Raw genomic sequence first — 26986 nt, 5'->3', positions numbered from 1 at the left:
CCCGCCATCGCGGAACGGACGCCCCGTTTGTCCACGCAAGGGCCGGGCACGTGCGACGGGACCCGTCCCCGAGCCCCCTTCAGAGGAGTCATGAACAGCCTTCTGCACGTGCCGGCCGTCCTGGGCGGCGCGATCGTCCTCACCCTCGTCGCGGGCAAGCTCACCGACCTGCTGCTGCGGCGCGCGGGCGCCCGTCACCCCGAGACACCGCTCTGGAACATGCTGCGCCGCTGCCGCACCGCGGTACGGGTCCTGCTGTTCGCGGCGGTGCTGCGCGCCGTGTACCGGCAGATCGCATGGCAGCCGCTGCAGGAGCACGAGGCGGCCGTGGGCAGAACCCTGACGCTCGTACTGATCGGTGCGAGCGCGTGGTGCGTCGTCCTCGTCGCCTCCGCCGTGGTCGAGTCCTCGTACGCCCGCTACGCGCTCGGCACGCGCGATCCGTCCCGCGTGCGCAGGGTCCGTACCCAGGTGACGCTGATCATGAGGATCGTCACCGCCGTGGTCGCCGTGGTGGCCGCCGCCGCGATGCTGCTGACCTTCCCCGGCCTCCGCGCCGTCGGGACCTCGCTGCTGGCCTCGGCCGGGATCATCGGCATCGTCGCGGGCGTGGCCGCCCAGTCCACCCTCGGCAACCTCTTCGCCGGATTCCAGATCGCCTTCGGCGACATGGTGCGGATCGGCGACACGGTCGTGGTGGCCGGCGAGTGGGGTGTGGTCGAGGAGATCACGCTCACCTTCCTGGCCGTGCGCACCTGGGACGAACGCCGGATCACCATGCCCGTCTCGTACTTCACCGGTCGGCCCTTCGAGAACTGGTCGCGCGGCGGGATCCAGATGACCGGCACGGTCTTCCTGCACTGCGACCACACCACCCCCGTCCCGCTGATGCGCGAGAAGCTCAGGGAGATCCTGGACGGCTGCGAGGCGTGGGACGGCCGAGGCTGGGACCTGGCGGTCACCGACACAACGCCCAGCGCCATCGTGGTGCGGGCGATCGTCACCGCGAAGGACGCGGACGATCTGTGGACCGCCCGCTGCGCGGTACGTGAACAGCTCGTCGCCTGGCTGGCCGAGAAGCACCCGTACGCCCTGCCGCGGGTCTCCACGTCCGCGGCCGCCGTGCCGTCGGAGTGCGCGGACGGTGTTTCGAAACGGGCGCCCGGGTCAGACGCGTGAGGGAGGAGTCCGAAGACATGCGCAAGGCGGAGAAGAGGAGTCGGGACATGCCGAAGGTGGCACACCTGCCGGGCCGTGCGGAGCACCTGTGGGCGTGGCAGGAGGACGCGGCGTGCCGGGAGCTCGGTACGGACCGGTTCTTCCACCCGGCGGGGGAGCGCGGTGAGGAGCGCTCCGTGCGGGAGCAGGAGGCCAAGGAGGTCTGCGCACTGTGCCCGGTGCGGGCGGAGTGCCTGAGCCACGCGCTGCGCGTGCAGGAGCCGTACGGGGTGTGGGGCGGACTGACCGAGGACGAGCGACGGGCGCTGGGCGCACGGAAGGCGGGCTGACCGGCCGGGTGCGCCGCGCCGCGCCGTACGCGGCGGTCCACCCGGCCGGCAGGCCTGCGGGCTACGGGCTATGGGCTATGGGCGGATCAGGGGCGCGCGTCGAGTTCCGCGACGATCGAGGCGGGCGTGTGGCCGCTCCCGTCCGACAGGCGGTGGAAGTCGACGGAGACGAAGTTCGGGTCGCGGCCCCCGGTGGCCGACCGGCACTGCTCGGCGATGCGGCTGCGCAGCTTGGCGCCGTTGTCCAGGGCCGCCGTGAGGACGGTGGGCACGTTGCGGTGGTGGCTCATCGTGAACAGGCGCCGGAATCCGGGCTCCTGGCGGTCGAGCGGCACGTCGGACCAGCGGCTGACGCACGAGAGGTCGTTGCCGAGGTCCCCGAGGCTCCAGAAGTTGCTCACGGTCCAGGACTTGTCGTACATGACGCCCAGGTGTTCCCGGTCGGACCGGTCGGAGAAGATCAGCAGCCGTTTGCCGGAGGTGACGAGGTCGGCCACCTTGGGCCAGCCGTGCTGCCGTACGCCCCACTCGTCGGGCCGGAACACCATGTCCTGCAGCCCTCTGACCCGGCCGAGGGACGCCTGCAGCTGATCGGCGCCGACGTAGTCCTCCAGGAAGACGGTCACGACCTCCTGCGGATGGGCGGCGAGGAAGTCCACCACGGTCTGCATCGTGCCGTGGAAGGTCTGCCGGGGCAGGGCGTACGTGGCTCCGGCGAAGGTCTTGCAGTCGCCGTGGCACAGGTACACGTCGCTGGGGTAGCAGTCGCTGCCGAAGCTGATGATGCACAGCCAGGTGCTGCGTTCGTACCAGTGCGTGTCCAGGCTCAGGCCGCGCACGCCGTTGTCGAGCTGGGCGCGTACGGACTCGGACTGGTTCACCGAGCTCCAGCGGGAGTCCTCGTAGTTGGTGAAGGCGTTGTGGGTGGTCAGGAAGGCGGCCTCGTCGAGCCGCCGGTCGCCCCAGCGGGCGGCCGCGGCAGCGGTGCTCGCGGCGGTCGGAGGGGCCGTGGCCGTAGCCGTAGCGGGGGCCGCGGCCCGGGGCGAGGCGGCCGCTGTGGTCACAGTGCCCAGGAGGGCCAGCAGCAGGAGGAGGCACGCCAGGGCGCGTGACCGCACCCGTAATCGCATGTCCATGTCAATCAACATGGCGCGGAGGATAGCGCGCGGGCCGTGGATCCGCCCCCCTGCGGACGCGTCCGGCTGTGGTCCGGCGGGCCGGGCTCGCGCGCGTCGGCGAAACGAGGTTTGGTTGAGGCATGAGCCGGCGGCGCGTACCGGTGCCACGGCACCGGTTGCCGCACCACGCCCCCGACGTGCCGGAGGAGGGCGGATCATGCCTGGACCTGTACCCGCACCTGGACCCGTACCCGGACCCGCACCTGGACCCGTACCCGGACCCGGACCTGTGCCTGGACCCGCTCCCGGAGCGGGGCCCGCACCCCGACGGAGGTCCGGTCGCCGCCGGTGCGCGGCAGCGTTCGCCGTCGCGGCGGTCTGCTCCTCGATGCTCGTCGCCCCGGAACTCGCCGCGGCCCGCGCGGAGCCGTCGCCCTCGCAGACCGTCCCCCGGCTGGACTGGAGCCCCTGCAAACCCGGCAGCCCGTACGACTGCGCGACCGCCCGGGTGCCGCTGGACCACGCGGCCCCCGCCGGCCGCACCATCGACCTGGCCGTCGTCCGCCGCACGGCGGGCGACCCCGCGAAACGCCTGGGCACCCTGTTCGTCAACCCCGGTGGCCCCGGCGGCCCCGGGACGGTGCAGGTGCCGCAGAACTACGACTCCTTCCCGAAGGACCTGCGCGAACGGTTCGACATCGTCAGCTGGGACCCCAGGGGCATCGGCAACAGCACCGCGGTGAACTGCTTCGACAACCCCGAGGAGGCCCGGACCTGGGGTGCGTCCAAGCCGGGCGGCTTCCCGGTGGGCGAAAAGGAGCGCACGACCTGGATCGACGCGTACGAGGACCTGGGCCGCCGCTGCGAGAAGCGCGACCCCGACCTCCTGCGCCACGTGTCGACCGCCGACACCGCCCAGGACCTCGACCTGCTCCGCCGGGCGGTGGGGGCGCCGCAGCTCAACTACCTCGGCGTCTCCTACGGCACGATCCTCGGTGCCACCTACGCCAACCTGTTCCCCGACAAGGTCCGCGCCATGGTCCTCGACAGCAACATCGACCCGCTGGCCTGGACGAACAACGCCTCGACGAGCGACCCCCGGACCACGACCCTCCTGCGCATGGGCTCGGACCGCACCGCGGCGGCGACCCTGAACAAGTTCCTCGACCTCTGCGGATCGGCCACCACCGCCCGCTGCGCCTTCTCGGCCGGCAGCCCGCAAGCCACCCGCGACAAGTTCGACCAGCTGATGGGGCGCCTGCGCGAGCACCCGGTGGGCCCGTGGACGTACGCCAACACCGTTGCCGACGCAGTCAACAGCCTCTACATCGCCCGCCCCGGCTGGACCGATCTCGCCGCCCGGCTCCAGGAGCTCTGGCAGGGCCGCGCTCCGAAGCCGGCCCAGTACCCGCCCCCGCCCCCGGTCGCGAACCCGAATCCGTACCTGGGTGAGGAACAGGCGGGAGCCGTGTGGTGCGGCGACAGCCCCAACCCGCGCGACCCGGCCGTCTACCACGGTCTGGAGGAGGACAGCGCCAAGCGCGCCGGCGACGCCGGACGCTACTGGACCTGGTCCGGTGAGCCGTGCGCCACCTGGCCGGCCCGGGCCGCCAACCGGTACGAAGGCCCCTGGAACAAGCCCACGGCCAACCCCGTCCTGGTGGTCGGCACCACGTACGACCCCTCGACGCCCCACTCCGACGCCCAGGCCATGGCCAAGGAACTGGCCGACGCCCGGCTGCTCACGAACAACGGGTACGGCCACACCGCACTCTTCAACAACAACAGCACCTGCATCAACACCTACGAGAGCCGCTACTTCATCGACGGCACGCTCCCGCCGCCCGGTACGACCTGCCAACCGGACCGGCTGCCCTTCTCCTGAAGTGACCGGCGACCGGGTCACGGGACGAGGACGACCTTCCCGGCGACCGTGCCGGACTCGGCGAGGCGCATCGCCTCGGCGGCGCGCGCCAGCGGGATCTCGGCCGCGACCTTGGCGGTGATCTCGCCGTGCTGGAGGGCCGTGAACACCTGGGAGAGGTCGGCGCGCAGGCGTGCCCGGAAGCGGTCCTTGGCGTAGGCGCGCCCGGCCCACACGTTGTAGAAGTACGCGCGGCGGCCGTTGGGCAGCGCGTTCCACACCCACACCCGGCCGAGCAGCTTGAGCACCGGCCACGAGCCGGAGCCCTCGTCGTCGCGGGTGGCGGCGCTGCCGTAGGAGACGAGCGTGCCGCCGGGGGCCAGGAGCCGCCAGGATTCGACGATGCCGTCGCCGCCCACGTGGTCGAACACCGCGTCCACTCCACCGGGCGCGAGGGCCCGTACCCGTGCGGGGACGTTCCCCGAGCGGTAGTCGATCGGGGTCACCCCGAGAGCGAGTAGCGCGTCGTGGTGGCGGGTGGAGGCGGTACCGATCACGTGGGCGCCCGCGGCCAGCGCCAGCTGGACCAGGATCGAGCCGACCCCGCCGTTGGCGCCGTGGACCAGGACGGTCTGGCCGGCGCGCACCCGGGCCTTGCGGTGGAGCATCTGCCAGGCGGTGATGCCGTTGACCACCGCGGTCTCCGCGTCCACCGGGCTGACGCCGTCGGGTACCTCCACCACGTCGGCGGCGGTGAGCGCGACGTGGCTCGCCCAGCCCCCGGTCTTGGTCAGGGCGGCGACCCGCTTGCCGAGGAGCGCGGAGCCGACGCCCTCACCCACGGCCAGCACCGTGCCGACCAGGTCGTATCCGGGGACGAAGGGGAACGGCGGCTGGTCGTAGTACCGGCCGCGGCGCATCTGCTGCTCGGCGAAGGAGACGCCCGTCGCCTCCATGGCGACGACCACCTGGCCGGCCGCCGGCACCGGGACGGGACCGCGGTGGAACTGCAGGCCCTCCGGCTCGACCTTGCCCGGCAGAACGACCTCGACCCGCTCGACGGTGTTCGTCATCATGACCTCCATGGAGTTTCTGCATATCGTGTTCGTTAGAAGCTGTAACAAGAGTGATCGGCTATCTCGTCGATGTCAAGGGAACAGCTCGTCCGATCGCGAGTGGCTATGCCGATGGTGATAGCCTCTAACTGATCTGGTGGTCAAGGCGAGCGACGAGAGGTGGCGGGCATGACGGGCAGCACGAAGACCCCGCGGGAGCGGTACCGGCAGCAGGTGCGTGAGGAGGTCAAGGAGAAGGCCTGGCAGCAGATCGCCGGCTCCGGCGCCTCCGCACTCTCCCTCAACGCGATCGCCAAACAGATGGGCATGAGCGGACCGGCGCTCTACCGGTACTTCGCCAACCGCGACGAGCTGATCACCGAACTCATCCGCGACGCCTACCGCAGCCTCGCCGACGCCTTCATCGCCGCCGCCGCCGACGGGGGGCCGGCCCGGCCCGGCCTCGCCGGGCTCGCGCACGTGCTGCGCCGCTGGGCCCTGGCGGACCCGCACCGCTACTTCCTCGTCTACGGCACCCCGGTGCCCGGATACCACGCACCGCCGGACGTCACCGCGATCGCCTCGGAACTGATGTCCGTCCTGCTGGACGCCTGCACCACCACCCCGGACACGGAGCCGCACGCCTTCGAGGACCACCTGGCCGCGCACCGCGCATGGGCGGGCAGCCACCCGGACGCCCCACCGTCGGCGCTGCGCCTGGCCCTGACCTTCTGGAGCCGTCTGCACGGCGTGCTGTCCCTGGAACTGGCGGGCCACTTCACCGGCATGGACCTGGACCCGGCCCTGTTCTTCCAGGCCGAGGTGGACGCCCTCGGCGGCGAGCCGGTGGTCCGGCCGTGATCACTCCCAGGCTCAGAGCCCGGTGACCTTGGCGCTCGCCGACAGCTCGTAGACCAGGGTGACCGTCCGCCGGCCGCCCGGGGCGAGTGCGACGTCCCAGCGGGCGATGCCCTCGGAATCGACCGCGTCCGGCGCCGGCGAGCAGGCCTCCTTGCGCAGGCGCACCTCCACCGCCGAGACCTCGGAGACCGGGATCCGTTCCCGGACGACGACCACCCGTTCGCCGTGGTCCCCGGGGGCGGAGAACCGGGACAGGTGCAGCCGGACCGTGCGGGTGACCACCGTCCGCTGGGTGAATCCGGCCGAGTCGCGGGACTCCTCGGCGTACCGGACCACCCTGTGGTCGTCGCAGCTGCCGAAGGCGAGCTCGACCGGGGCGCCCGGGGCGGTGAAATCCAGCGTGCCGCGGCCGCTGAACCCGCTGCCGCGGACCAGGTCCACGGGACCCGCCAGCAAGGCGTGGCCGGACCGGTTGTCGAAGGACACCACCCGGGTGACCAGCGGGGACAGCTCGGGGGAGCAGGCGTACTCGCTGCTCGCGGCCGTACTGAAAGCGGAGAGCGGCACCCGGTGGGCGCGGCCGTCCCCACGTACGGAGACCGGGACGGGGGAGTGCAGCACCCGCGCCTCGCCCCCGTCGTCCACCCCGGGCAGGCCGAGCACCGGGGCCGCCGGACCGAGGTCCCCGATCTCCTCCTCGCGCAGTTCGACGTCGACCGTGCGGCGCTCCGCCGCCGTGCGGTCACCCAGCGTGAGGCGGTCCTCGCCCAGCCGGGGTGGCTCGGTGGCCAGCGCCGACCGGGCCGTCGACAGGGTCAGCCGTACGTCGGACCAGTCCTCGCCGGTGCGCTGCCAGACCATCGCGTCGGTCTCCAGCGTCAGCGAGTCCCCGTCCAGGACGGCCCGGTAGGCGGGCCGCCACAGCGCGCACGGGGTGAGGTGGCTCAGGCGCAGCCGGACCGGACCGGCTGCCGCGCTGTCCACGGTCAGCTCGATGTGACCGACCAGCTCGGCGGGCTCGGTCTCGGAGCGGTCCATGGCCTGCACGGTCTCGCCGAGCTCGACGGCGAGGGCGGCCAACCGGGCGTCGACGGTACGCAGTTGCTCACCGTACGTATCGCGCTCGCCGTCCACCCGGTCCATCTCGCGAGCCCAGCGTGGCCCGTCGGTCTCCCCGGAGCCGGCGCCCTCGCCGATCTCCCGCAGCAGATCGGCGGCGAGCCGGCCGAGCATGTCGAGCCGGGCGTGCAGCCGGTCACGCCGCTGACCGAGGGCGAGCTGCTCCTCTTCGAGGGCGTGCACGCGCAGGCGCAGGGCGGAGTCCTCGTCGGCGGACGGCAGCGGTCCGCGCGGCTCCCAGCCACGGACGATCCGTACGTCGAGCACGGTGGCCGGGTGTTCGGCGGCCAGTTCGGCGTGCAGGGTGCGGTCGACGGCCAGCGCGCTGACCGGACCGAGCCGCAGCCGCTGGACCCCCGCCTCCAGGTCCAGTACGACGGCACGCTCGATGTGGGCGCGGTCCTCCAGGCAGGTGACGGCGGTGACGGGAAGGGCGATCGGCTTCGGGGCCGTGGACATGATGGGTGTCAGCTCCTGCGGTTGCCGCCGACCAGGGCCTTGCCGGCCGGGATGCGGATCTCGTAGCCGCCGTCGAGGGCGGTGGTCCCCCCGGCGGGCAGGTCCACCCGCCAGACGCGGGTGCCCGGGGCGTGGTGTTCCGGCCCCGCGCCGTCCTCGGGTGTCGTCCAGCCGGCGCGCTCCTCGATCCGGACATCCGGATCGGAGGTGACGGGAACCCGCTCGTGGACCTCGACGGTGACGGGTCCGGCGAGCCGGTTGGCCAGTTCCACGTGGACCTGGTGGTCGAGCACCGTGGTGTTGCTGCGCAGGCCCGAGGTCGACTCGCGCAGGTTCGTACGACGGGTGACCCGGACGCCTTCGGCGGGTCCGAGCCCCACCCGGCGGACTCCGCCGGGGGCGAGCGTGGGCAGGGCGGCGGTCAGCAGGAAGTCCTCACCGACGGTGACCTCCACCGGGCCGGCCAGCAGCGCCTGGTCGGTGGCGTTGGAGAGCACCAGCGTCGCGTACACGGTCTGCTCCACGGACGGCACGCAGACGTACTCGGTGCGCAGACCGACCGGGATCTCCCCGACGGTGACGGTGTGCCAGGTGCCGTCCGACGGAATGTCGGCGCGGGCGGCGGCATCGAAGCGGTGGTCGAAGGAACCCGCCGACTCACGGGGCCGCACGGCGTGCCCGGGCAGCGGCAGCCCGCCCACCGCCTCGGCGCGGCGGCGGTGTTCGGCCGCCACCGGGTCGGCGGGGGAGCCGGCGAACAGCCGGCCCCTGCGACCGCCCTGCTCGTCGGGGCCGCACAGGACCAGGGCGGCGTAGTCGAGCTCGGCGCCGCTCGGCTGCGGCGGACCGGCCACCGGTTCCGGCGCCGGAGCCGGCGCGGGCGCCGGGGGAGCGGCCCGGCCGGGGGCCGCGGGAGCCGCGGGGGCGGGAGCCGCAGGAGCAGGGGCTCCGCCGAAGCCCATGCCGCCGCCCCGCGGCCTGCCGGCCGGCCGCGGGCGGGCCGGCTGGGCGAAGGCGGGCAGCGCGCCGCCGACGCCGTCCGGGGCGGCGCCGTACGCGCCGCCGGGTACGGGGAGCGCGCCGTAGGCCTGCGGGGCGGGCGCGGCCGAGGCTGCCGGGGCGGGTGGCGGCGGAGGGGGCGGCGGTACGGGACCGGACGCGGAGCCGGCCCGGACGGCCGGGGGAACGACGGTCGGGGCGGGGCGGCGGGGGCCGGCCGCCTCGTAGCCGGCGAACAGATCGGCGAGACCCGCCGGAGGCTCGCGCCAGCCGGACGGCGCGGGGGCGGGCTGCCGGCGCCCGATCCGGACCGAACGGAGCTTCGGCAGGTCGGTGCGGCGCCGCAGATCGGCGGTGGCCAGCGCGATGCGCACACCGGTCCAGTCCTCGCCGGTGCGCTGGGCGACCGAGGCACGCAGCACCAGACGGCCGTCGCCGTCGCCCTGACGGTGCGTGAGGCGGTATGCCGGCACCCAGACGGCGCCCGGAACCCCGTACTCCAACTCCAGCTCGACCTCCCCGGCATCACCCTCCGCGTCACCCGTGGCGTCGAGGGTCAGGAGCGCGGAGACCGTGGTCTCCACGTGCGCCTGCGGAGCATCGGTGGAGGCACGGGCGAGCCGGTCCGCGGCGACGCTGAGCTCGTGCCCGGCGAGGCGCAGCGCGTCCTCCAGCTCGACGAGGCGGGCGTGCAAACCCGTCAGCCGCCCTTCGGTGAAGTCGGCGAGCTCCAGCCACGCGTCGACCGGGGTGCGGCGGTGCGGGGCCTCGGGGTCAGGGGCCGGGGGCACCGGCCGCAGGGCCCCGACCTCGTCGATCAGCACCCGCTGCCGGTCCCGGCGGCCCTGCGCCGCCGCGTACTCGTCGCGCAGCCGTTCGACCTCGCGCCGCAAGGCATCGGGTGCGCCGGTGCTGCGCGGCTCGGCCTCCACCTCCACCCGGGCCTCGGTCACGCGCACCCCGGGGGCGCCCAGCACACTCGCCCGCAGCGAACCCGGGTCCAGCGAGCGGGGCAGCCCCGTCACGCGCACCCGCCCGTCCGCCGGCATGCTGCCCCGGACCAGCCGGCGGCAGACAGCGCCCTGCGCGTACACCACGACCGAATCGAGGGTCGAACTCCACCGCTGTGCTGGCTCTGCCGTCATGTACTCCGCCCCCCGGTGCGTCCGTGCCGGTCGAAGCCTACGCCCGAGCGGCCCGCGCGTCCCTGCCGAGACCCGATGTCAGTGGCCTGTCGTACGGTCAGGGTGTGTGCACGTCCGACGAAGTCCGTGAAATCGCCCTCGCCCTCCCGGAGACGACCGAGAAGGAAGCCTGGGCCATGCCCACGTTCCGGGTCGCCGGGAAGATGTTCCTGACCCTGCCCGACGACGAGACGTCGCTGGCCGTCCGCTGCCCCAAGGAGGAACGCGACGAGCTGGTCCGCGCCGAGCCCGCGAAGTTCTGGGTCGCGGACCACGAGGCGTCCTTCGCCTGGGTCCGGGCCCGCCTGGCGGCCCTCGACGACACCGACGAGCTCCGTGCCATCGTCGTCGACTCCTGGCGCCAGGCCGCTCCGCCCGGCCTGCTCAAGGACCACCCCGACCTCGGGCCCCCGGAACCGTCCTGAGGCCGTCTCTCCCGATCCGGAAGAGACGGCCCAAGGCCCTGAGCGGGGCCGCCGTCGGCCCGGACGGGCTCGCCGGGACCGGCGGGTACCGACGGGAGGGGGGATATGGAGAGACCATGGTCAGGTGCGAAACGTTCCGGGGCGTGATCAGCAGGCCGACCGGCGTGCGCTGAGAGAGGCACTGGTCGGGGCCTGCGCCGACGCGGGAGCGTCCATCGGCATGCTCTACCTGCCCGACCCCGACCCCACCCGGCGCGTACTGCACCTGATGCTCGCCTCCGGGCTCTCCCGCGAGTTCGCGGCACCCTGGTCGCGGGTCGCCCTGGACGACCCCATTCCGGTGGCCGACGCGGTCCGTGAGGACCGGCTCGTCTGGCTCGGCGGCCAGGAGGACACGGCCCGCCGCTATCCCCGCCTCGGCCTCGTCCTCCCGTACGACTTCGCCCTCGCCGCCGCCCCCCTGACCGGGGAAGCCGCCGACCGGGCCCCCGAGCCCACCGGGGCCGGCCTGGTGCTCCTGTGGCCGGGCCTGCACGGGCCCGACCTCGACGAGCGGGAACGCAAGGCCCTGGAATCGGCCCGCAGCCTGCTGACGCGCATCCTGCTGCGAGCCGCCGGCGACGGCCTGCCGCTGCGGCCGCCACCGCATCCGATCATCCTGCGACCGCTCCCCTCACCCACACCGGGCCCGGCCGAGGCGGCGGCCACCATGGCCTTCGTCCGGCGCCTCCCCGGCGGCAACTGCGCACTCGACCTGAACGGCACCATCACCTTCATCACCCAGGAGGCGGCCGACCTGCTCGGCGCGCCCGTCTCCGGCCTGCTCGGAGCCCTGCCCTGGGAAGCCCTTCCCTGGATGGACACCCCCGCCATCGAGAACCACTACCGGGCCACCGCGATGAGCCGGCTGCCCCGGAGCTTCACCGCCGAACGCCCCACCGGACAGCAGCTCTGCTTCGACCTCTACCCGGACAACACCGGCATCAGCGTCCGCATCACCGCGGTCGGCGACCGGGCCGGCTCGCCGGCCCCCCTCCCGCCGGCGGACCCCGAGCAGTCCGCACCCAGCCGGGCCACCGCGCTCTACCCGCTCATGCTGCTGGCCGTCACCCTCACCGAGGCCGCCCACGCGCAGGACGTCGTGGAGAAGGCCGCGGACCAGATCGTTCCCTCGCTGGGCGCCCATGCCATGGCCCTGCTGGCCGAGCAGGACGGGCGGGTGCGGATCGTCGGCCACCGCGGATACTCCGCCGAACACCTGGCCGAGCTCGACGGCACGCCCGTCTCGGCCGACACCGCCATCACCCACATCCTGCACACCTCCGCCCCCCTCTTCTTCGGCGACGTGAGCGAGCTCCTGGCCGCCCACCCCGACGCGGTGGTCGAGGACGGCATGGCCGCCTGGGCGTTCCTGCCCCTGATCGCCTCCAACCGCCCCATCGGCTCCCTCGTCCTCGCCTACGCACGCCCCCGCGTCTTCGCCCCCGGCGAGCGTGCCGTCCTGACCTCGATCGCCGGGCTCATCGCACAGGCCCTGGACCGCGCCCGCCTCTACGACGCCACCTACCAGCTCGCCCGCAGCCTGCAGACCGGCCTCCTGCCCCACACCCTGCCCCGCGTCCCCCGCCTCGACGTGGCCGCCCGCTACCTCCCGGCCGCGTACGGCCTCGACATCGGTGGCGACTTCTACGACCTCATCCGCATCGACGACACCACCGTCGCGGCCGCCATCGGCGACGTCCAAGGCCACAACGTGAACGCCGCCGCCCTCATGGGCCAGGTCCGCACCGCCGTCCACGCGGGCGCCGGTGCACCCCCGGAAGAGGTCCTCGCCCGCACCAACCGGCTCCTGACCGACCTCGAACCCGGGCTGTTCACCAGCTGCCTGTACGCCCATATCGACCTCGCCGGCCACACGGTCCGCCTTGCCTCCGCCGGCCACCCGCCGCCCCTGCTGCGCCACCCCGGCGGGACGACCGAGATGCTGAACCTGCCGGCCGGACTCCTCCTGGGCATCGAGCCCGGGGCCTCGTACACGGCCGTCGAGATCCCCTTCAGCCCCGGCACCCTCCTCGCCCTCTACACCGACGGGCTCGTCGAAGCCCCCGGCCGGGACATCGAGGACGGCATCGGCGCGATCGCGGACCTGATCGGCGACGCCCCCGAGCACCACCCGCTCGGTGACCTGGCGGACGAACTCATCGAGCACGCCCACCGCGACGGCCCCCGCCCCGACGACATCGCCCTCCTGCTGCTGCGCACCGAGGGTGCGGTCCCCTCCGCGGTTCCGCACCGCCCCTGAACCGCCTCCGGACCGTCTCCTGGGGCGGCGGCGCTCATCCGTCCGCGCCCAGACGGACCAGCATCTTGCCGGTGTTGGCGCCGCTCAGCACGCCGAGGAAGGCGTCGGCCGCCCGCTCGATCCCGTCGGCGACGGTCTCCTCCGTACGCAGCGTCCCGTCGGCCAGCCAGCCGGCCGCCTTGCCGATCCACTCGGGGAACAGGTCGAAGTGGCTGGAGACCAGCATCCCCCGCAGGGTCACCTCGTGGGCCGCGGCCCGGAAGAGGTTGTCGGGACCCGGCTCCGGCCGCGTGGCGTTGTACCCGCTGATCGCACCCACCATGGCGATCCGCCCACCGGGACGGATCGCGCCGATGGCCGCCTGGAGGTGGTCGCCGCCGACGGCGTCCAGGTAGACGTCGATGCCCTCGGGGGCGGCCTCGGCGAGCTGGCCGGGGAGATCGCCCTGGCGGTGGTCGACGGCCGCGTCGTAGCCGAACACGTCCAGCAGCTTCCTGGTCTTGTGGGGGCCGCCGGCCGAACCGATGACCCGGGACGCGCCCAGCTGCCGTGCCAGCTGGCCGGCGATGCTGCCCACCGCCCCGGCCGCTGCGGAGACGAGGACGACATCGCCCTCCTTGACCGGCGCGGTCCGGGTCAGCGCGGCGTACGCGGTCAGGCCCGTGGTGCCCAGCGCGCCGAGGTAGGCGGTCGGCGGGGCGATCGAGGTGTCGACGACGGTGGCGGCGCCGGCGTCCAGGACCGCGTACTCCCGCCAGCCGAGGAAGTGCGAGACGGTCGCCCCGACCGGCACGGAGGCGGAGCGGGAGGCGACCACCTCGCCGACCGCGCTGCCTTCGAGGGCGGCGCCGAGGGCGAACGGCGGGATGTAGGAGGGGGCGTCGTCCATCCGGCCCCGCATGTACGGGTCCACCGACATCCAGGTGTTGCGCACCAGGATCTGGCCGTCACCGGGCTCCGGGAGCTGGGCGGCGACGAGCTGGAAGTTTCCGGGCTTCGGGGTACCGGTGGGGCGGGAGGCGAGGCGGATCTCACGGGAGACGGTCATGGCGTGTTCCTTCCGGTGCGGATGAGGACCGCTCGGTCGCGGTCACAGGAACACCGTGCAAGGGGCCGCGCACGCGTCCCGCACGGACGGCGCACGGACGACGCACGGGGCCGCGCACGGGGCCGCGCACGGGGCCGCGCACGGGGCCGCGCGCGCGGAGTGCGGAGCCACCGGCGGTCTGCCCACGGCCTGTTGACGAGGAAGAAGTAACGTTGCGGCATGCGTTTCGAGGTGCTGGGACCACTGACCGTGCGAACCGACGCGGGGACCCCCGTCCCCGTGCCCGAGGCGAAAGTCCGGGCGCTGCTGGGCGCCCTGCTCGTGCGGTACGGGCGGCCCGTGCCCGTCGACCGGCTGGTCGACGAGCTGTGGGGCGAGGACCTGCCGGGCAACCCGGGGAACACCCTCCAGACCAAGGTCTCCCAGCTGCGGCGCGTCCTGGCGCAGGCCGAGGAGGGCGGCCGGGCCCTGGTCCGGTTCGGTCCGGCGGGCTACGCGCTGCGGGTGGCCGGTGAAGCGGTGGACGCGGGCCGGTTCGCCGAGCTGACCGCGCTCGCCCGCAAGGAGGCCGGAGCCCGGGCGCGGGCCGCGCTGCTGTCGGAGGCACTGGGGCTGTGGCGGGGGCCCGCCTACGCCGACTTCCCGGACGCCGCCTTCGTACGGACCGAGGCCGTCCGGCTGGAGGAGCGGCGGATCACCGCGCAGGAGGATCTCGCCGAGGCACGGCTGGAGCTGGGCGAACACGCCGTACTGGCCGATGAACTGGGCACCCTGGTCGTGGAGCATCCGCTGCGGCAGCGGCTGCGCGCGGCCCAGATGCGGGCGCTCTACGGGGCGGGGCGGCAGAACGAGGCGCTCGCGGCCTACCGGGATCTGACGGCACGGTTCGCGGACGAGCTGGGCATCGACCCGGGCCCCGAACTCGGCGCGCTGTACGAGGCGATCCTGCGGCAGGATCCGGAGCTGACGGCCGGGCAGGCGCCGGAGCGGGAGCCGACGCCGGAGCCGACGCCGGAACCGGGACCGGTGCCGGAGCCGACGCCGGTGCCGGAGCCCACGCCGGTGCCCGTCGTCGTGGAGGCGCGGCGGTTCCGGCCCGGCACGAACCTTCCCACCCCGGTCAGTTCGCTCGTCGGGCGGGAGGAAGCCGTCGCCCGGGTGTGCGCGGCGGTCGAGGCCGGCCGCCTGGTGACGCTCACCGGGCCCGGGGGCGTCGGCAAGACCCGCCTCGCGCTCGCCGCCGCGGCCCGCCTCGCCGACGCCGGGCCGGGCCCGTGCCCCGACGGCGTCCACGTCGTCGAACTCGCGGGCGCGCGGGGCGGTGTGGCCGCGGTGATCGCGGCCGCACTCGGGGTGCGGGAGGACGCCGACGGCGGCGCCGGCCCCGGTCCGGGAGGTGAGTCCGCCGCCCGGGACCGGCTGGCCGCGGCGCTCGGAACGCGCCGGCTGCTCCTCGTACTCGACAACTGCGAGCACCTGGTCGAATCCGTGGCCGCTCTGACCGAGCAGCTCCTGCGGCAGGCCCCCGGGCTGCGTGTCCTCGCCACCAGCCAGGAGCCGCTCGCCCTCTCCGGCGAGGTACTGGAGGCCGTCGCCCCGCTCGACGGGGCCGAGGCGATGGAGCTCTTCGCCGCCCGAGCCGCCGCCGGCACACCCGGGTTCAGTCTGGGCCCGCACAACGCCGAGGCCGTGGCCCTGGTGTGCCGCCGCCTCGACGGACTCCCGCTCGCCCTGGAACTTGCCGCCACCCGGGTCAGGGCGCTCGGCGTGCACGCCCTCGCCGAGCGGCTGCACGACCGGTTCCGGCTGCTCAACCAGGTACGACGGGACGCGCCCGCGCGGCAGCGGACCCTGCGGGCGATGATCGACTGGAGCTGGGAGCTGCTGGCCCCGCCCGAGCAGGCGGCGCTGCGCCGGCTGGCCGTGTGCTCGGGCGGGTTCACCCTGGAGTCGGCGGAGGCGGTGTGCGCGGCGGGGGACACGGCCGCCGAGGACGTCCTGGACCTGGTCACGCGACTGGTGGACTGCTCGCTGGTCGTCGCACCCTACGGTGGCGGCGACGGCGGCGGTGGCGAGGCGGGGGCGCCGCGCTACCGGATGCTGGAATCGGTGACCGCGTACGGCCTGGAACGGCTCGACGAGGCGGGCGAGGCCGCGGCCGCACGGCTGCGGCACGCCGAGCACTTCGCCGACCTCGCCGAGCGGGTCGCGGCCCGCCTGCACGGCCACGAACAGCGCGTATGGCTGCACCGTCTCGACTCCGAGGGCCTCAACCTGCGCGCCGCGCTGGACCGGGCGGTCGCGGCGGGAGCGGCCGGCGCCGCACTGCGGCTGGTCAACGCGTCGTCCTGGTACTGGTGCCTGCGCGGCCGGATCGGCGAAGCGCGTACGGCGTTGGAGTCCGCGCTGGCGTGCGCCTCCGCCGCGGGCGGGCAGGCCGGGCAGGCCGGTCAGACCGGGCAGGACGTCGCCGGTGCGCGGGTCCGGCTGGCCGCCTTCGCCGTGTTCGCCGGGGACGACAGTCTGCTCGGCGGCGACTTCGACGGCGCCGACCCGCGGGGGAGGTGGCTGCTGGAGTTCGCCCGCCTCGGTTTCGCGAGCGGGCCCGAAAGCGATGCCGATGACGGTGTCGCCGCCTCCGGAGCCGCGGACGACGATGTCCTCGAAGGGCTGCCGGCGGTGTTCCGGGGCCTCGGCGACCGCTGGGGCGAGGCGGCCGCGCTCAGCGGCCTCGCCACCCGGGCCCTGTACCGAGGCGATCTCGCGGAGCTGCGCCGCAACGCCGAGGCCGGGGCGCGGCTGTTCGCGGAACTCGGCGACCAGTGGGGCCGGCTGCAGGCCTCGGAACAGCTGGGCATCCTGGCCGAGATCAGCGGCGACTACGCGCAGGCCGCCCGGCTGCACGAGGAAGGCGTACGGAGCGCGCGGGAACTGGAGCTCTTCACCCAGGTCTCCTTCCGGCTGGCACGACAGGGCCGCATCGCCCTGCTGTCGGGTGACACCGCACGGGCAGCGGACCTCCACGAGCAGGCCCGGAGGCTGGCCGACGAGCAGTCGCACCGGCCGGCCCAGCAGTTCGCGGAGATCGGCCTGGCCCTCGGGGCCCGCCGGGACGGCGACCTGGACGCCGCCGAGGCCCGGCTGCGGCCGTGGCTCGACTGGAACCGCAGGCTCGGGGTGGACATCGGCGTCGCGCTGATCCTGGCGCAGCTGGGGTACGTGGCCGAATTGCGCGGTGACGCCGCGCTCGCGGAGACCCTGCACCGGGACGGCCTCGCGGCGGCCCGCCGGTCGGGTGACCCGCGGGCCCTCGCCCTGGCCTTCGAGGGGCTGGCGGGCGCCGGGTCCGTGGCCGCCGGCTCGGGGGAGAGGGCCGCCGCGGCGGCGGCGCTCCTCGGTACTGCCGCCGCACTGCGGGAGTCCCTCGGCACCCCGCTGCCGCCGGCGGAACGGCACGACGTGGACCGGGCGACGGCCCGCCTCCGGGCGCGACTGGGCGAGGACGCCTTCGGCGCCGCGTTCGCGCACGGCCGCACCCGGTCGCCGCAAGCGCAAGCCGCCGCCCTGATCGGGCACGCCGGACCGTGAGCGCGCCGACGCCCTTCGTCCGATGTGCGCATGCGATCAGGTTTCAGCGTTCAGAGTTCGACGGTCCAGACCCCCACGGGGTGGTCGTCGGGCGCCAGCCACAGGCGCGGCTGCGACTCCTGGTGGTCCTCGCCCGCCTGCTCCTCCCAGTGGAAGCGCCCACCCGCGTCGGGCCAGGCGACCTGCAGGAAGGGGAGCGGGGGCCGCCGGTAGATCCCGACGGCCCGTCCGAAGAAGGTCCGGCACCAGCGCATGTCGACGCTCCTGAGCCGCACCGGCCCGCCGTCCAGCACGCCGGTGTGTTCCTGACCGTCCGCCAACGAGGCGCCGGCGGCGGCCAGGTCGCCGAGCACGTTGAGCATGCGGTGCATCTCGTGGACATCACGTCCGAACATGCACAGTTCAGGGGCGCCGTGCGTGTGGGCGAGACCGATCGTGTAGGCGAACCCGGGTCCGATCTCGTCCTCCGGGACCATGGCCACGTGCCAGCCGTGCCGTTGCACGTTGCCGATGATGCTCTCCTCCACCTGGTCCGCCTCGGCGCGGTCGCCGTAGTCGTGGCAGAGGACGCAGCGGCATGAGAAACGATCACGGAGCATGCGGTGAGACTACGGGGCCCGCGGGGCCCGCGGGGCGCTCGGCTCGGCCGGGTCGCCGGGTCGCCGGGTCGCCGGGTCGTGGGTCGGCATTTTCGGCCATTTCTCGGCATGGCACTGACATGCTCCTGACAGTTCAAGGCGGCTGTGGGACTCTCCCGGCACGCACTCCGCACACTCTGTGAGGCCCCACGCCTCGCCCACCCCCACCAGTACGTGGCATGGAGGAGCGAACCATGAGGCACATCACGCACGGCACCCGTATCTCACGCCTCGCCGGTATCGCGACGCTCGTCGTCGCGGCGGCATTCACCGGCACGGGCACCGCCCTCGCGCAGAGCACCGGCGCCTCGGCCGTCGACCAGAAGGTCGACGGCGTGATGGTGGTCGCCGGCAACAGCTGTAGCTGGACCAATGCGAGCACCAGCGCCGTTCCCCCGAACGCCCTCACCGTCGACCGCACGACGATCAACACGCCGGGCGGCAATCTGGCCTGCGGCGGCGGCATCGCCGCCACGCTCAACAACAACCCCGCCTTCACCTTCGACGACGCCGCGGGCACGGCGCGGACCGATCTGATCGACATCACCGGCAGGCAGAGCTTCATCTCCTGCCGCTACAAGGCGACGGGCATCGTGTGGGACCGCGACGCGACGAGCCGGAAATACATCAACCGGGCCTTCACCGCCGCCAAGACCTCGGGCAGCTTCCTGTGCCCGGGATCGGTCACCACCCCGGCCGGGGACGCGTCCATGCTGTTCCACTGAGCCGGAGACCGGTTCCAGACCGGACCGGGCCCGCATCGGACCGGTCCGGTCCGGGCCCCGGAGCCGGCCGTCACGGCCGGGCGGACGGATACGGTTCGCCGCCCGGCCCCGTCCGCCCGCCTTGCGAGGATGGGCACATGACCCGTCTTCTCCACCTGGACCGCACCCTCGACGAGCTCGACGGACCGCCGTGGCCTCCGCCGCCCTCGCCCACCACCGCCCTGGTCACGAAGGTCCACGCCCTGCGCCGCAAGCGCCTCGGCGCCCTGACCCCGGCCGACCTGCGCACACTGATCGGCCAAGCCGTAGGCCTCCCCTATCTGTTGCCCCTCGCGGTGCGCCTGCTCCTCGAAGACCCCATGCTGGACGCGTACTTCTACCCGGGGGACCTGCTGCTCGCCGTCCTGGGCCGGCCCGAATCGGCCTGGGCGCCCTTCCCGGACCTGCGGGAGGAGCTGGCGGCCGTCGTCGCGGGTCTGCCCGAAGAGGAGCTGGCCGAGCTCAGGGCCTACGGGCCGGCGGGGCTGTGGGGTTGAGGGACCGGGTTCAGGGCTGCCCGGCGCGCGCCCCGGCCAGGGAGTTTGTGCGGCGCCCGTGAAGAGCGGGCTCCGACGGTCGAACCGGATGGCGGGCGCCCTCGTGTGAGGGTCATGAACAAGCCTTCCGCCGGCCTCCGTGCGAGAGCCTCCGAGTACGCACTCCTGCCGCTGCGCCTCTTCCTCGGCGTCACCTTCGTCTACGCCGGTCTGGACAAGCTGACCGATCCGGCGTTCCTGTCCGCCACCGGCGACGGCTCGATCGGCCAGCAGATGCAAGCGGTGCGGGACGCCGCGGGCGTTCCCGCGCTGATCGACCTCTCCCTGGCCGACCCGGTCGGCTTCGGCGTCGCGATCGCCCTCGGCGAGCTGGCCGTCGGACTGGGCGCCCTGGCCGGGCTGCTGACCCGGATGGCGGCTCTCGGCGGTGCGCTGATCTCCCTCAGCCTGTGGCTGACCATGAGCTGGTCGACCACCCCGTACTACTTCGGCGCGGACCTGATCTACCTGCTGGCCTGGACCCCCCTGATCCTCGCCGGCGCACCGGCCCTGTCCCTCGACGCGCTGCTCCACCGGCGGCGCGGTGCCACCGCCACCGCCCGGGCGGGCACCGACTCCGGCCCGACCCTGACGGCCGTCGGATCCCGCGCGGGTGGCCGGCGGGCCCGGGGCCGCGCCCGGGTCAGTCCGTGATCCGCTCCAGCAGCCGGACGGTGACGACGTCGCCCTCCTCCTTACCGATGGCCTTGCGGATCTCCGCTGCCACCGGGAGCTTGTGACGGCCGTCGCCGAGGGCCATGAAGGAGCTCCGGAACGGGTGGCCGTCGATGGTTCCGCGCACCTTCACCAGGCCCCTCGTACCGAAGAACTCGGCCGACTCGGGCCAGATCAGGTAGGTCCAGCCGCCCTTGCCCGGACTTTTCTGCAGGGTCGCCGTGAACTGCTCTTCCATGACGGAACGCCTTCGGTCGGGGGGTGCCGCCAGGATCGGGTGGTGACGGTCCGGGCCGCAAGCGGCGGCGCCGGGCCGCCTCTGTCCGGAAACGGCGGAGCCCCCGCTCCGCTGGGCCGGGAGAGGGGGCTCCGCTCGATCAGGAACGGCTCAGAGGGCACTCTTCGACGCGCTGTCGACGGTGCACTTCTTGTACTCGCTGCCGTCGCCCTTGCCGGTGTACGCCGTGGTGGCCTCGGCCTGCTGCGACGCGCCCGCCTTGACCGTGAGGGCGGCGACCTTGGCCTGCGCGGGGGTCGCCGCCGAGGTGGCGTCCCCGCGGAACTGCATGGTGATGTTGTACGTGTAGTCGACCGAGCCGCTGTTGGTGACGGTGATCTTGGCGACGAGGTTCTTGCCCGACGCGTCCAGCTTGCACTCGTTGATCTTGATGTCGCGCTCGGCCTTGTTGTTGCTGGATCCGCCGGTGACCGAGGAACCAGAGCTGCTGCCGGTGCTGCCGGTGCTGCCACTCGTGCTGTCGCTGCCACCGGTGGTGCTGCCGCTGGAGCTGCTGGACCCACTGGAGCCCGAGCCGGAACTGTGGCTGCTGCCACCGCAGCTGGCGCCGTGGGAGCCACGGGCTCCGGTGAGTGCGAAGATTGCGATACCGAAGACGGCTACCGCGCGGACATGGCGAAGCTTCACGTCAACCCCGTTGAAATGTCAGTATGTGAGAGGCTCGATTTGATGGGTGCATGACACCTTAACAGCGGATGGGCGGCCCTCGTGCCGCCGACACCGCGCGGTCCCGGGAGGCGGGCGCGGGCTGCGTCTACTCGGGTATGACGCTTGCTCGCGCTCGCCGCACAGGGCTGAAACGCTGAGCCGGTGGCGCAGGCGCCACCGGTGACGCCGAGCCTTCCGCCCGAACTCACGTGCACGTTCGGCCTCTTGGCGCCCGCAGGCCGACGCTGCGCCGCAGACCCGTTGCAGTCGTACAGGCTGATCCGATGGCCGCCGGCCCTCGCCGCGGGCGTGGCCGGTGTCGTGGGTGCGGTCCGGCGGCGGGATGAGAGTCCGAGCGTCCTGCCGCCGACGCGCCCCGGCAACTGCCTTATGCGTGCTGGCTCCGGAGCGGCTGGCGGACCGTCACGCGGGTGTGGGGGCTCGTCATCCGACGGCGGCGTCCTCGGCCTCCCAGCGCAGCAGGTCGCCCGGCTGGCACTCGAGCACCTCGCAGAGCGCGGCGAGCGTAGCGAAGCGCACCGCCTTGGCTCGGCCGTTCTTGAGTACCGCCAGGTTGGCGGGCGTGATCCCTACGCGGTCGGCGAGCTCGCCCACGGACATCTTCCGCCTGGCCAGCATGATGTCGATGTCGACGGCGATCGGCATCAGATCACCTCGTCCAACTCGGCCTGCATTCGCGCTGCTTCGATGTCGCGCGCGACGGCCTGGGTGAGCAGCATCCGCATCACGAGCACGATGAGCGCGACCCCCAGGATGGCCAGGCCGACCCCGCCCATGATGACGGTGACGCCCGGATCCTCCCGCTGGCCCGGCGCATTGAGGGCCGTGACCCCGAACCACATGAGGGCGGCCGCCACGATCGCGCCGATCACGCCGTCCACGTACCGGAAGGCGGCGTGGGAGAAAACGGTTCCGCGTCGCACCATCGTCACCAGCCGCCACACGCAGACCAGGGCGACCTGGGCCGACACCATGCCCAGGATCGTGATCACGCGCAGCGGGGTCAGCGGGAGCGACCCGTCCTCCGGGTCGGTGGCCAACGCCCACACCATCAACGCCTGTACGAACACGGTGCCGACGAGCACCACCACGAGCACGGCGCGCAACGCATGCACGGCCAGCTTTCCCATGACGCCTCCTTCCATCGATTGACGATGGGAATCTATCGAATTTCGATAGGCGGAGCAAGGGGTGGGACGGAGGGGCCGGACTGTCGAACGAGCAGGAACCGCTGACCCCGTCCGCCCGTCATCTCCACGGGGACCGCCGCACGCCCCACACCGCCACCGAGGTCCGAGGAGTCTCAATGCCTAAGCGGAGTTCCAGGGCAGCTCCGGCGACACCAGCCTCAGTCTCATCGACGACTCATGGGACTACCCCCGTGCCGAGCGGGACGCCTGGCACGCCGACGAGCTGGATTCCCGGCGCCGGCGGGCCGCCGAGGCCCGGGCTTTCGTCGAACGCCCCGGCGCGGGCACCACGCTCATCCCCTGCCCGCCGCTGGGCTCGATCACCTACCCGGGCTGAGAAGGCCCGGACCGGCGCGGCAGTTCGTCGTGGAGCAGGCGACCGGTGAGTGCGCCGCCGAAGATGACGACGCCGATGCCGACGAGCCAGGTCTGGATGACGAGGACGGTTCCGAAGGGGCCGTACGTGACGGCGCTGGAGGCGATCAGCGGTGAGAAGACGAGTCGGGAGAAGATCCGTAGTCCGAGCAGCGCGATCATGGTGGCGACCGCCCCGGGAAGCAGAGCGGTCCATGCCACCCGGCCGCCGAGCAGCAGCCGCTGAGACCACCAGAAGAAGAGAGTGCCGATCGCCACCGTGACGAACCCGCGCGCCGGAGACTCACGCCATGGCGGTGTGATGGCCGACAAGTAGAGGACGCCGATCAGCACGCCGAGCCAGACCACATGCCGCCACCTGGCCCACCAGCGGGCCGGGGGCAGGTCCCAGATCTTTTCGTAGCCGCTCTGCAGCATGGTTGCGAAGGACAGGCCGAACACCGTGAGCACGGCGAGGCCGAATGCCGTCGTGGTCCGCCATGCCTGACCGGGCAGGGCGAAGAGCCGGTCGATTTCCGCCCTGGCGGCGGGCGACACGCCGAGCCCGTCCCCCAGCCATTGCGCGAACCCCTGCCCGGTGGCGGTGTCCGCCGCGGATACGACGATCAGCAGCGGTACCAGCGTCAGGAACCCCAGCGCCGAGAACCCCAGGGAGCGCTGCCACAGGTCTACGTCCCGGATACGCCCCCAATGGCGCCCGGCCCGCGCACGGCGTATCGCGCTGCGTATCCGTCCGACGGGCGACAGCCGGCCAGACCCACCCGACCCGATCATTTCGCCGGGTCACGCTCCGACGAGTCGTTCGCGACCGATGTCCTGTGACCGGGAGCGATGGGCCGGGGGTGAGGTGACGAGCATGGCCGCTCCAGGTGTCGCTCCCACGATAGGACTCTCGCGTCGGGGAATCCATCCGTACGGCTTCCGCCCCGGCCGACCGGGTCAGGACGGCCTGTCCTGCGGGGTCACCACGGTGAAGAGCGCTCCCTCGGGATCGGCGAGAACGACCCACCGGCTCGCGCTGGACGTCTGCACGGGAGACGCGGTCCTGCCGCCCAGCCGGATCGCGGCCTCGACCACCGCCTCCAGGTCGGGCACGCGGAAGTGGATGTGCCATCGGGGACGGACCTCGGGGTCCGGTGCCGCTTCGAGCGCGCCGCCGCTGATGCGGGCCACCGTGTCGCGCCCGTGGCGCAGGACGACGTGGGCGTGCTCATAGGAGACCGCGCAGCAGCCGGGACGCGAGCCGGCCCACTCGAGGACCTCCCCGTAGAAGATGGCGGCCGCGAACGCGTCCCGCGTCCGCAGTTCCAGCCAGGCGGGTGCACTTCCACGGCCGACCGACCAGTCGGGGACGACCTCGCCCTGCCAGAAGCCGAACACGGCCCCGGCGGGGTCCGCCGCCAGGGCGATGCGGCCGGTGCCGAAGGCCACGGGGCCGACCGCCATGGTGGCGCCGCGTTCGAGGATCCGTGCGGCGGTCACGTCGGCGTCCTCGACGGCGAAGTACGGCGTCCACAGCACTGGTGCGCCGGCATTCCCGGCGAGTACGCCGATGCCCGCCACGGGGGCCCCGTCGCGGAAGGCGACCATGATGCCGCCGCCGAGGTGGGTGGGGCGGAAGTCCCAGCCGAGCACGCCGGCGTAGAACCGCTGTGTGGATTCGAGATCCCGGGCCAGCAGGCTGACCCAGCACGGGGCACCGAAGATCTCGTGGCTCGAAGTCGACACAGCTGCCAGCCTCATCTGCCGTTGACGGGGGACGGAACCCTTCCACCGTAGACCGGGCGGCGGCGCTGGGCCGCGAGGCGCGGTTCGAACCGGGCGATGTCCCTCTCCGGCCCGCGGCAGGCCTCGCGCGGCCCGCTCCGGTGTTTGGCCGGCGGCCGGGCGGGCAGCCGCGTCAACACATACGGAACACGACGGGTCACCCCTGTCGGGAGGAGTTGTTTCGCGTGACTGAGCATGTGTGGAGCTACCGGCCGACATCGGGTCACCTGACCTGGGCCGACCTCACCGGGTACAAGGTCGAGGCGACCGACGGCCATATCGGGAAGGTCGACAAGCACTCCTACGACGTGGGTGACGCCTACCTGGTCGTCGACACCGGCGTGTGGATCTTCGGCAAGGAGATCCTCCTCCCGGCGAGCACCGTGTCCCGGATAGACCTGCAGGAGGAGACGGTCCACGTGAACGTCACGAAGGACCGGATCAAGAACGCCCCCGAGTTCCACCGGGAGAAGCACCTCCAGGACCCCGGCTACCGGGAGGAACTCGGTACCTACTACGGCACGGGAGGGCTGCCCGGCAACGGAGGGCTGCCCGGCGAAGGCCCGGCCGGCAGCCACCGTGCATGAGGGCCGCGGCGGCGGCGTGGAGGGATTTCCCGCCGCCGAAAATCAGCGGGCATGGAATCGATAAAAGCGGATTTCCAGGGTAGACGCCCTGTGAGACGCCCCGGCGGATCCAACTGTTCCGTCGAATTCCGAAGCAGGAATGAGGAAATCATGATTGTGGTCGGGCTTATTCTACTGCTCGTCGGATTTCTCACCGGGATCTCCATCCTGTGGACCATCGGGATCATCCTGCTCGTGGTCGGCGCGGTGCTGTGGATCCTGGGCTCGGTCGGGCACGCGGTCGGCGGTCGGCGCCACTACTACTAGCCGGCCGGCACTACGCCGTACGAGGGACGCCGGGGCTCGGACTTCGGCCCTCGAAACTCCGGTCGGATGAAAGACGTACCCAGTCACCATTTCCGTTCCGAATACCCAGGGAGTGATCAGCTGTGTCGGACAAGGAGAAGAGCCGCGCCAAGGCCGAGCAGGCCAAGGGAAAGCTCAAGGAGACGGCAGGACGCGCAGTGGGCAATGAAAGCCTGACCGCGGAGGGCCGGGCCGAAAAGGCCAAGGGAGACGCCCGTCAGGCCAAGGAGAAGATGAAGGACGTCTTCAAGCGCTGACGCGCACCAGCGTCCCGCCGAGGTCCCGCGCCCGTGGTCGGGTGCGGGACCTCGGCATGTGCACGGCGGTGCCGTCCGCGACGGCGGATGCATGGAACCGCGATACGTGTGAACGTGAGACGGCAAGGTTTCCGCGGGTGCGTGCGGCATCGGGGCGCTCACCTCGAACGCGGCCACCTGTATCGATCTGAACCCGGGAGCGATGGGCGGCGGCGGAATGCGAAGCGTGGGAGTGGAAGAAGAGCTGTTGCTGGTGGACGCTGCCACCGGTGAGCCGCTGGCCCTGTCGGGCCCGGTCCTGGCGGCGGCGGACCACTGCACGGGGGCGTGCTCCATGGGCGGGGGAGCGAAGGAGCACGTCTTCGAGAAGGAGCTCCAGAGGGAGCAGGTGGAGTTCGGCACCAAGCCGGTGACGGAGATGGGCGAGCTCCAGGAGGAGATCGTCCGGTGGCGCACGGAGGCGGCTCGGCACGCGGCGTCCGCCGGAGCCCTCGTGGCGGCCCTCGGCACGTCGCCCCTGCCCGTGCGGCCCTCACGCAGCGCCGGGCAGCGGTACGAATGGATCGCCGAGCAGTTCGGCCTGACCGCGCAGGAGCAGCTGACCTGCGGATGCCACGTCCACGTCTCGGTCGAGTCGGACGAGGAGGGCGTGGCCGTCCTGGACCGGATCCGCCCCTGGCTCGCCGTACTGATCGCGATGAGCGCGAACTCTCCCTTCTGGCAGGGCACGGACAGCGGGTACGGAAGCTACCGGAGCCGGGTGTGGAACCGGTTGCCCTCGGCCGGACCCGTGGACGTCTTCGGGTCCGCCGACCGCTACCACGACGAGGTCCGCGCGATGGTGGACACCGGCGTGCTGCACGACGAAAGAATGATCTACTTCGACGCCCGCCTGTCGGCCGTCTACCCCACGGTGGAGATCCGGGTCGCCGACGTGTGCCTGGAGGCGGGGACCACGGTGCTCCTGGCCGCCCTCGTCCGCGCGCTGGTCGAAACGGCCGCCCGGGCGTGGCGGGCCGGGGAGCCGCCGGCCCGGGTCGATACGGGCCTGCTGCGACTGGCCGGCTGGCGGGCCGGGCGGTCGGGGCTGGACGGACCTCTGCTGCATCCCCTGACGATGCGGGAGACCGCTCCCGCCACCGCCGTACGGGCCCTCCACGAGCACGTCCGCCAGGCGCTCGTCGATCACGGCGACCAGGAACGGGTGAGTGCGGAGCTCGCCACTCTCCTGAAACGCGGCAACGGCGCCCGCGTCCAACGCGCGTTGTTGAGCGAGCGAGGTGATCTTGCCGCCGTGGTCCTGGGCTGCGCGGACACGACGACGGCCACACCCGTCTTCTGAGGCCGTTCGCCGT

25 protein-coding genes and 1 pseudogene are annotated in these 26986 nt (G+C 73.0%); 14 read left to right on the top strand and 12 right to left on the bottom strand.

Annotated features, from left to right (window positions below; genetic code table 11):
- Positions 1 to 90: 90 nt before the first annotated feature.
- Together ACFY04_RS17700 and ACFY04_RS17695 are read left to right on the top strand one after the other, a co-directional pair.
- On the top strand, positions 91 to 1179 hold the full coding sequence (locus ACFY04_RS17700) for a mechanosensitive ion channel family protein (protein ID WP_389117647.1): 1089 nt from the start codon (positions 91 to 93) through the stop codon (positions 1177 to 1179).
- 47 nt (positions 1180 to 1226) lie between these two features.
- A complete protein-coding gene (locus ACFY04_RS17695) occupies positions 1227 to 1508 on the top strand; it encodes a WhiB family transcriptional regulator (RefSeq protein ID WP_314246032.1) in 282 nt (93 codons plus the stop codon).
- A gap of 86 nt (positions 1509 to 1594) precedes the next feature.
- Here ACFY04_RS17695 and ACFY04_RS17690 read toward each other — a convergent pair whose 3' ends face one another.
- Complete coding sequence (locus ACFY04_RS17690; RefSeq protein WP_389117645.1) at positions 1595 to 2656, bottom strand: PI-PLC domain-containing protein; 1062 nt, start codon at positions 2654 to 2656, stop codon at positions 1595 to 1597.
- Positions 2657 to 3014: 358 nt separating this feature from the next.
- On the opposite strand from ACFY04_RS17690, the gene ACFY04_RS17685 reads away from it, so the two are divergent.
- On the top strand, positions 3015 to 4511 hold the full coding sequence (locus ACFY04_RS17685) for an alpha/beta fold hydrolase (protein WP_389117643.1): 1497 nt from the start codon (positions 3015 to 3017) through the stop codon (positions 4509 to 4511).
- Positions 4512 to 4528: 17 nt separating this feature from the next.
- Here the strand turns inward: ACFY04_RS17685 and ACFY04_RS17680 are convergent, their stop codons facing one another.
- Positions 4529 to 5575, bottom strand: a complete 1047-nt coding sequence (locus ACFY04_RS17680) for a medium chain dehydrogenase/reductase family protein (protein ID WP_389117641.1) — start codon at positions 5573 to 5575, stop codon at positions 4529 to 4531.
- Between the two features lie 159 nt (positions 5576 to 5734).
- On the opposite strand from ACFY04_RS17680, the gene ACFY04_RS17675 reads away from it, so the two are divergent.
- On the top strand, positions 5735 to 6406 hold the full coding sequence (locus ACFY04_RS17675; protein ID WP_389117639.1) for a TetR/AcrR family transcriptional regulator: 672 nt from the start codon (positions 5735 to 5737) through the stop codon (positions 6404 to 6406).
- 12 nt (positions 6407 to 6418) lie between these two features.
- On the opposite strand, the gene ACFY04_RS17670 is transcribed toward ACFY04_RS17675, so the two are convergent.
- Both ACFY04_RS17670 and ACFY04_RS17665 read right to left on the bottom strand, forming a co-directional pair.
- A complete protein-coding gene (locus ACFY04_RS17670; RefSeq protein WP_389117637.1) occupies positions 6419 to 7984 on the bottom strand; it encodes a DUF4139 domain-containing protein in 1566 nt (521 codons plus the stop codon).
- An 8-nt stretch (positions 7985 to 7992) separates the two neighbouring features.
- On the bottom strand, positions 7993 to 10128 hold the full coding sequence (locus ACFY04_RS17665; protein WP_389117635.1) for a DUF4139 domain-containing protein: 2136 nt from the start codon (positions 10126 to 10128) through the stop codon (positions 7993 to 7995).
- A gap of 104 nt (positions 10129 to 10232) precedes the next feature.
- On the opposite strand from ACFY04_RS17665, the gene ACFY04_RS17660 reads away from it, so the two are divergent.
- Complete coding sequence (locus tag ACFY04_RS17660; RefSeq protein WP_389117633.1) at positions 10233 to 10592, top strand: MmcQ/YjbR family DNA-binding protein; 360 nt, start codon at positions 10233 to 10235, stop codon at positions 10590 to 10592.
- 124 nt (positions 10593 to 10716) lie between these two features.
- Positions 10717 to 12894 (top strand): SpoIIE family protein phosphatase, encoded by a 2178-nt coding sequence (locus tag ACFY04_RS17655; protein WP_389117631.1) that lies wholly within the window; start codon positions 10717 to 10719, stop codon positions 12892 to 12894.
- 34 nt (positions 12895 to 12928) lie between these two features.
- Here ACFY04_RS17655 and ACFY04_RS17650 read toward each other — a convergent pair whose 3' ends face one another.
- Positions 12929 to 13942 (bottom strand): NADP-dependent oxidoreductase, encoded by a 1014-nt coding sequence (locus ACFY04_RS17650; RefSeq protein WP_389117629.1) that lies wholly within the window; start codon positions 13940 to 13942, stop codon positions 12929 to 12931.
- 219 nt (positions 13943 to 14161) lie between these two features.
- Between ACFY04_RS17650 and ACFY04_RS17645 the strand changes: the two genes are divergently transcribed.
- Positions 14162 to 17530 carry a BTAD domain-containing putative transcriptional regulator gene (locus ACFY04_RS17645; protein WP_389117627.1) on the top strand — a complete coding sequence of 1123 codons (3369 nt, stop codon included), beginning with the start codon at positions 14162 to 14164 and terminating at the stop codon, positions 17528 to 17530.
- A 50-nt stretch (positions 17531 to 17580) separates the two neighbouring features.
- Here ACFY04_RS17645 and ACFY04_RS17640 read toward each other — a convergent pair whose 3' ends face one another.
- Positions 17581 to 18129, bottom strand: a complete 549-nt coding sequence (locus tag ACFY04_RS17640) for a DUF4262 domain-containing protein (RefSeq protein ID WP_389117624.1) — start codon at positions 18127 to 18129, stop codon at positions 17581 to 17583.
- 233 nt (positions 18130 to 18362) lie between these two features.
- Between ACFY04_RS17640 and ACFY04_RS17635 the strand changes: the two genes are divergently transcribed.
- The 3 genes and pseudogenes from ACFY04_RS17635 to ACFY04_RS17625 form a co-directional block, all read left to right on the top strand.
- The gene (locus ACFY04_RS17635; protein ID WP_389117623.1) at positions 18363 to 18893 is read left to right on the top strand and encodes a hypothetical protein; all 531 of its coding nucleotides are present in this window, start codon (positions 18363 to 18365) and stop codon (positions 18891 to 18893) included.
- Between the two features lie 137 nt (positions 18894 to 19030).
- Positions 19031 to 19429, top strand: coding sequence for a contact-dependent growth inhibition system immunity protein (locus ACFY04_RS17630; protein WP_389117621.1), 399 nt, complete (start codon positions 19031 to 19033; stop codon positions 19427 to 19429).
- Between the two features lie 114 nt (positions 19430 to 19543).
- Positions 19544 to 20011, top strand: a pseudogene (locus ACFY04_RS17625) (DoxX family protein); the annotation flags it as partial.
- Between the two features lie 100 nt (positions 20012 to 20111).
- Here ACFY04_RS17625 and ACFY04_RS17620 read toward each other — a convergent pair.
- The 6 genes from ACFY04_RS17620 to ACFY04_RS17595 all read right to left on the bottom strand — a co-directional run bounded on the left by ACFY04_RS17620 (position 20112) and on the right by ACFY04_RS17595 (position 24352).
- Positions 20112 to 20381 (bottom strand): DUF1905 domain-containing protein, encoded by a 270-nt coding sequence (locus tag ACFY04_RS17620; RefSeq protein WP_389117619.1) that lies wholly within the window; start codon positions 20379 to 20381, stop codon positions 20112 to 20114.
- A gap of 150 nt (positions 20382 to 20531) precedes the next feature.
- A complete protein-coding gene (locus tag ACFY04_RS17615; protein WP_389117617.1) occupies positions 20532 to 21068 on the bottom strand; it encodes a hypothetical protein in 537 nt (178 codons plus the stop codon).
- A gap of 465 nt (positions 21069 to 21533) precedes the next feature.
- Positions 21534 to 21755 (bottom strand): helix-turn-helix domain-containing protein, encoded by a 222-nt coding sequence (locus ACFY04_RS17610; RefSeq protein ID WP_389117615.1) that lies wholly within the window; start codon positions 21753 to 21755, stop codon positions 21534 to 21536.
- The gene (locus ACFY04_RS17605; protein ID WP_389117613.1) at positions 21755 to 22240 is read right to left on the bottom strand and encodes a DUF2975 domain-containing protein; all 486 of its coding nucleotides are present in this window, start codon (positions 22238 to 22240) and stop codon (positions 21755 to 21757) included. The genes ACFY04_RS17610 and ACFY04_RS17605 overlap by 1 nt, the downstream gene beginning before the upstream one ends.
- Before the next feature lie 384 nt (positions 22241 to 22624).
- The gene (locus ACFY04_RS17600) at positions 22625 to 23449 is read right to left on the bottom strand and encodes a ribonuclease BN (RefSeq protein WP_389117610.1); all 825 of its coding nucleotides are present in this window, start codon (positions 23447 to 23449) and stop codon (positions 22625 to 22627) included.
- Between the two features lie 165 nt (positions 23450 to 23614).
- On the bottom strand, positions 23615 to 24352 hold the full coding sequence (locus ACFY04_RS17595; protein WP_389117795.1) for a VOC family protein: 738 nt from the start codon (positions 24350 to 24352) through the stop codon (positions 23615 to 23617).
- 275 nt (positions 24353 to 24627) lie between these two features.
- Between ACFY04_RS17595 and ACFY04_RS17590 the strand changes: the two genes are divergently transcribed.
- From ACFY04_RS17590 to ACFY04_RS17575, 4 genes are all read left to right on the top strand, one after another.
- On the top strand, positions 24628 to 25029 hold the full coding sequence (locus ACFY04_RS17590) for a PRC-barrel domain-containing protein (RefSeq protein ID WP_389117607.1): 402 nt from the start codon (positions 24628 to 24630) through the stop codon (positions 25027 to 25029).
- A gap of 150 nt (positions 25030 to 25179) precedes the next feature.
- A complete protein-coding gene (locus tag ACFY04_RS17585; protein ID WP_266601219.1) occupies positions 25180 to 25335 on the top strand; it encodes a DUF6131 family protein in 156 nt (51 codons plus the stop codon).
- A 122-nt stretch (positions 25336 to 25457) separates the two neighbouring features.
- Positions 25458 to 25631, top strand: a complete 174-nt coding sequence (locus tag ACFY04_RS17580) for a CsbD family protein (protein WP_389117604.1) — start codon at positions 25458 to 25460, stop codon at positions 25629 to 25631.
- 217 nt (positions 25632 to 25848) lie between these two features.
- Complete coding sequence (locus ACFY04_RS17575; RefSeq protein WP_389117601.1) at positions 25849 to 26973, top strand: glutamate--cysteine ligase; 1125 nt, start codon at positions 25849 to 25851, stop codon at positions 26971 to 26973.
- Positions 26974 to 26986: the final 13 nt, after the last annotated feature.

Origin of the sequence: Streptomyces sp. NPDC001549 (assembly GCF_042894025.1) — a bacterium.
Taxonomy (GTDB): domain Bacteria; phylum Actinomycetota; class Actinomycetes; order Streptomycetales; family Streptomycetaceae; genus Streptomyces; species Streptomyces kutzneri.
This window is presented reverse-complemented; position numbering and strand designations above follow the sequence as displayed.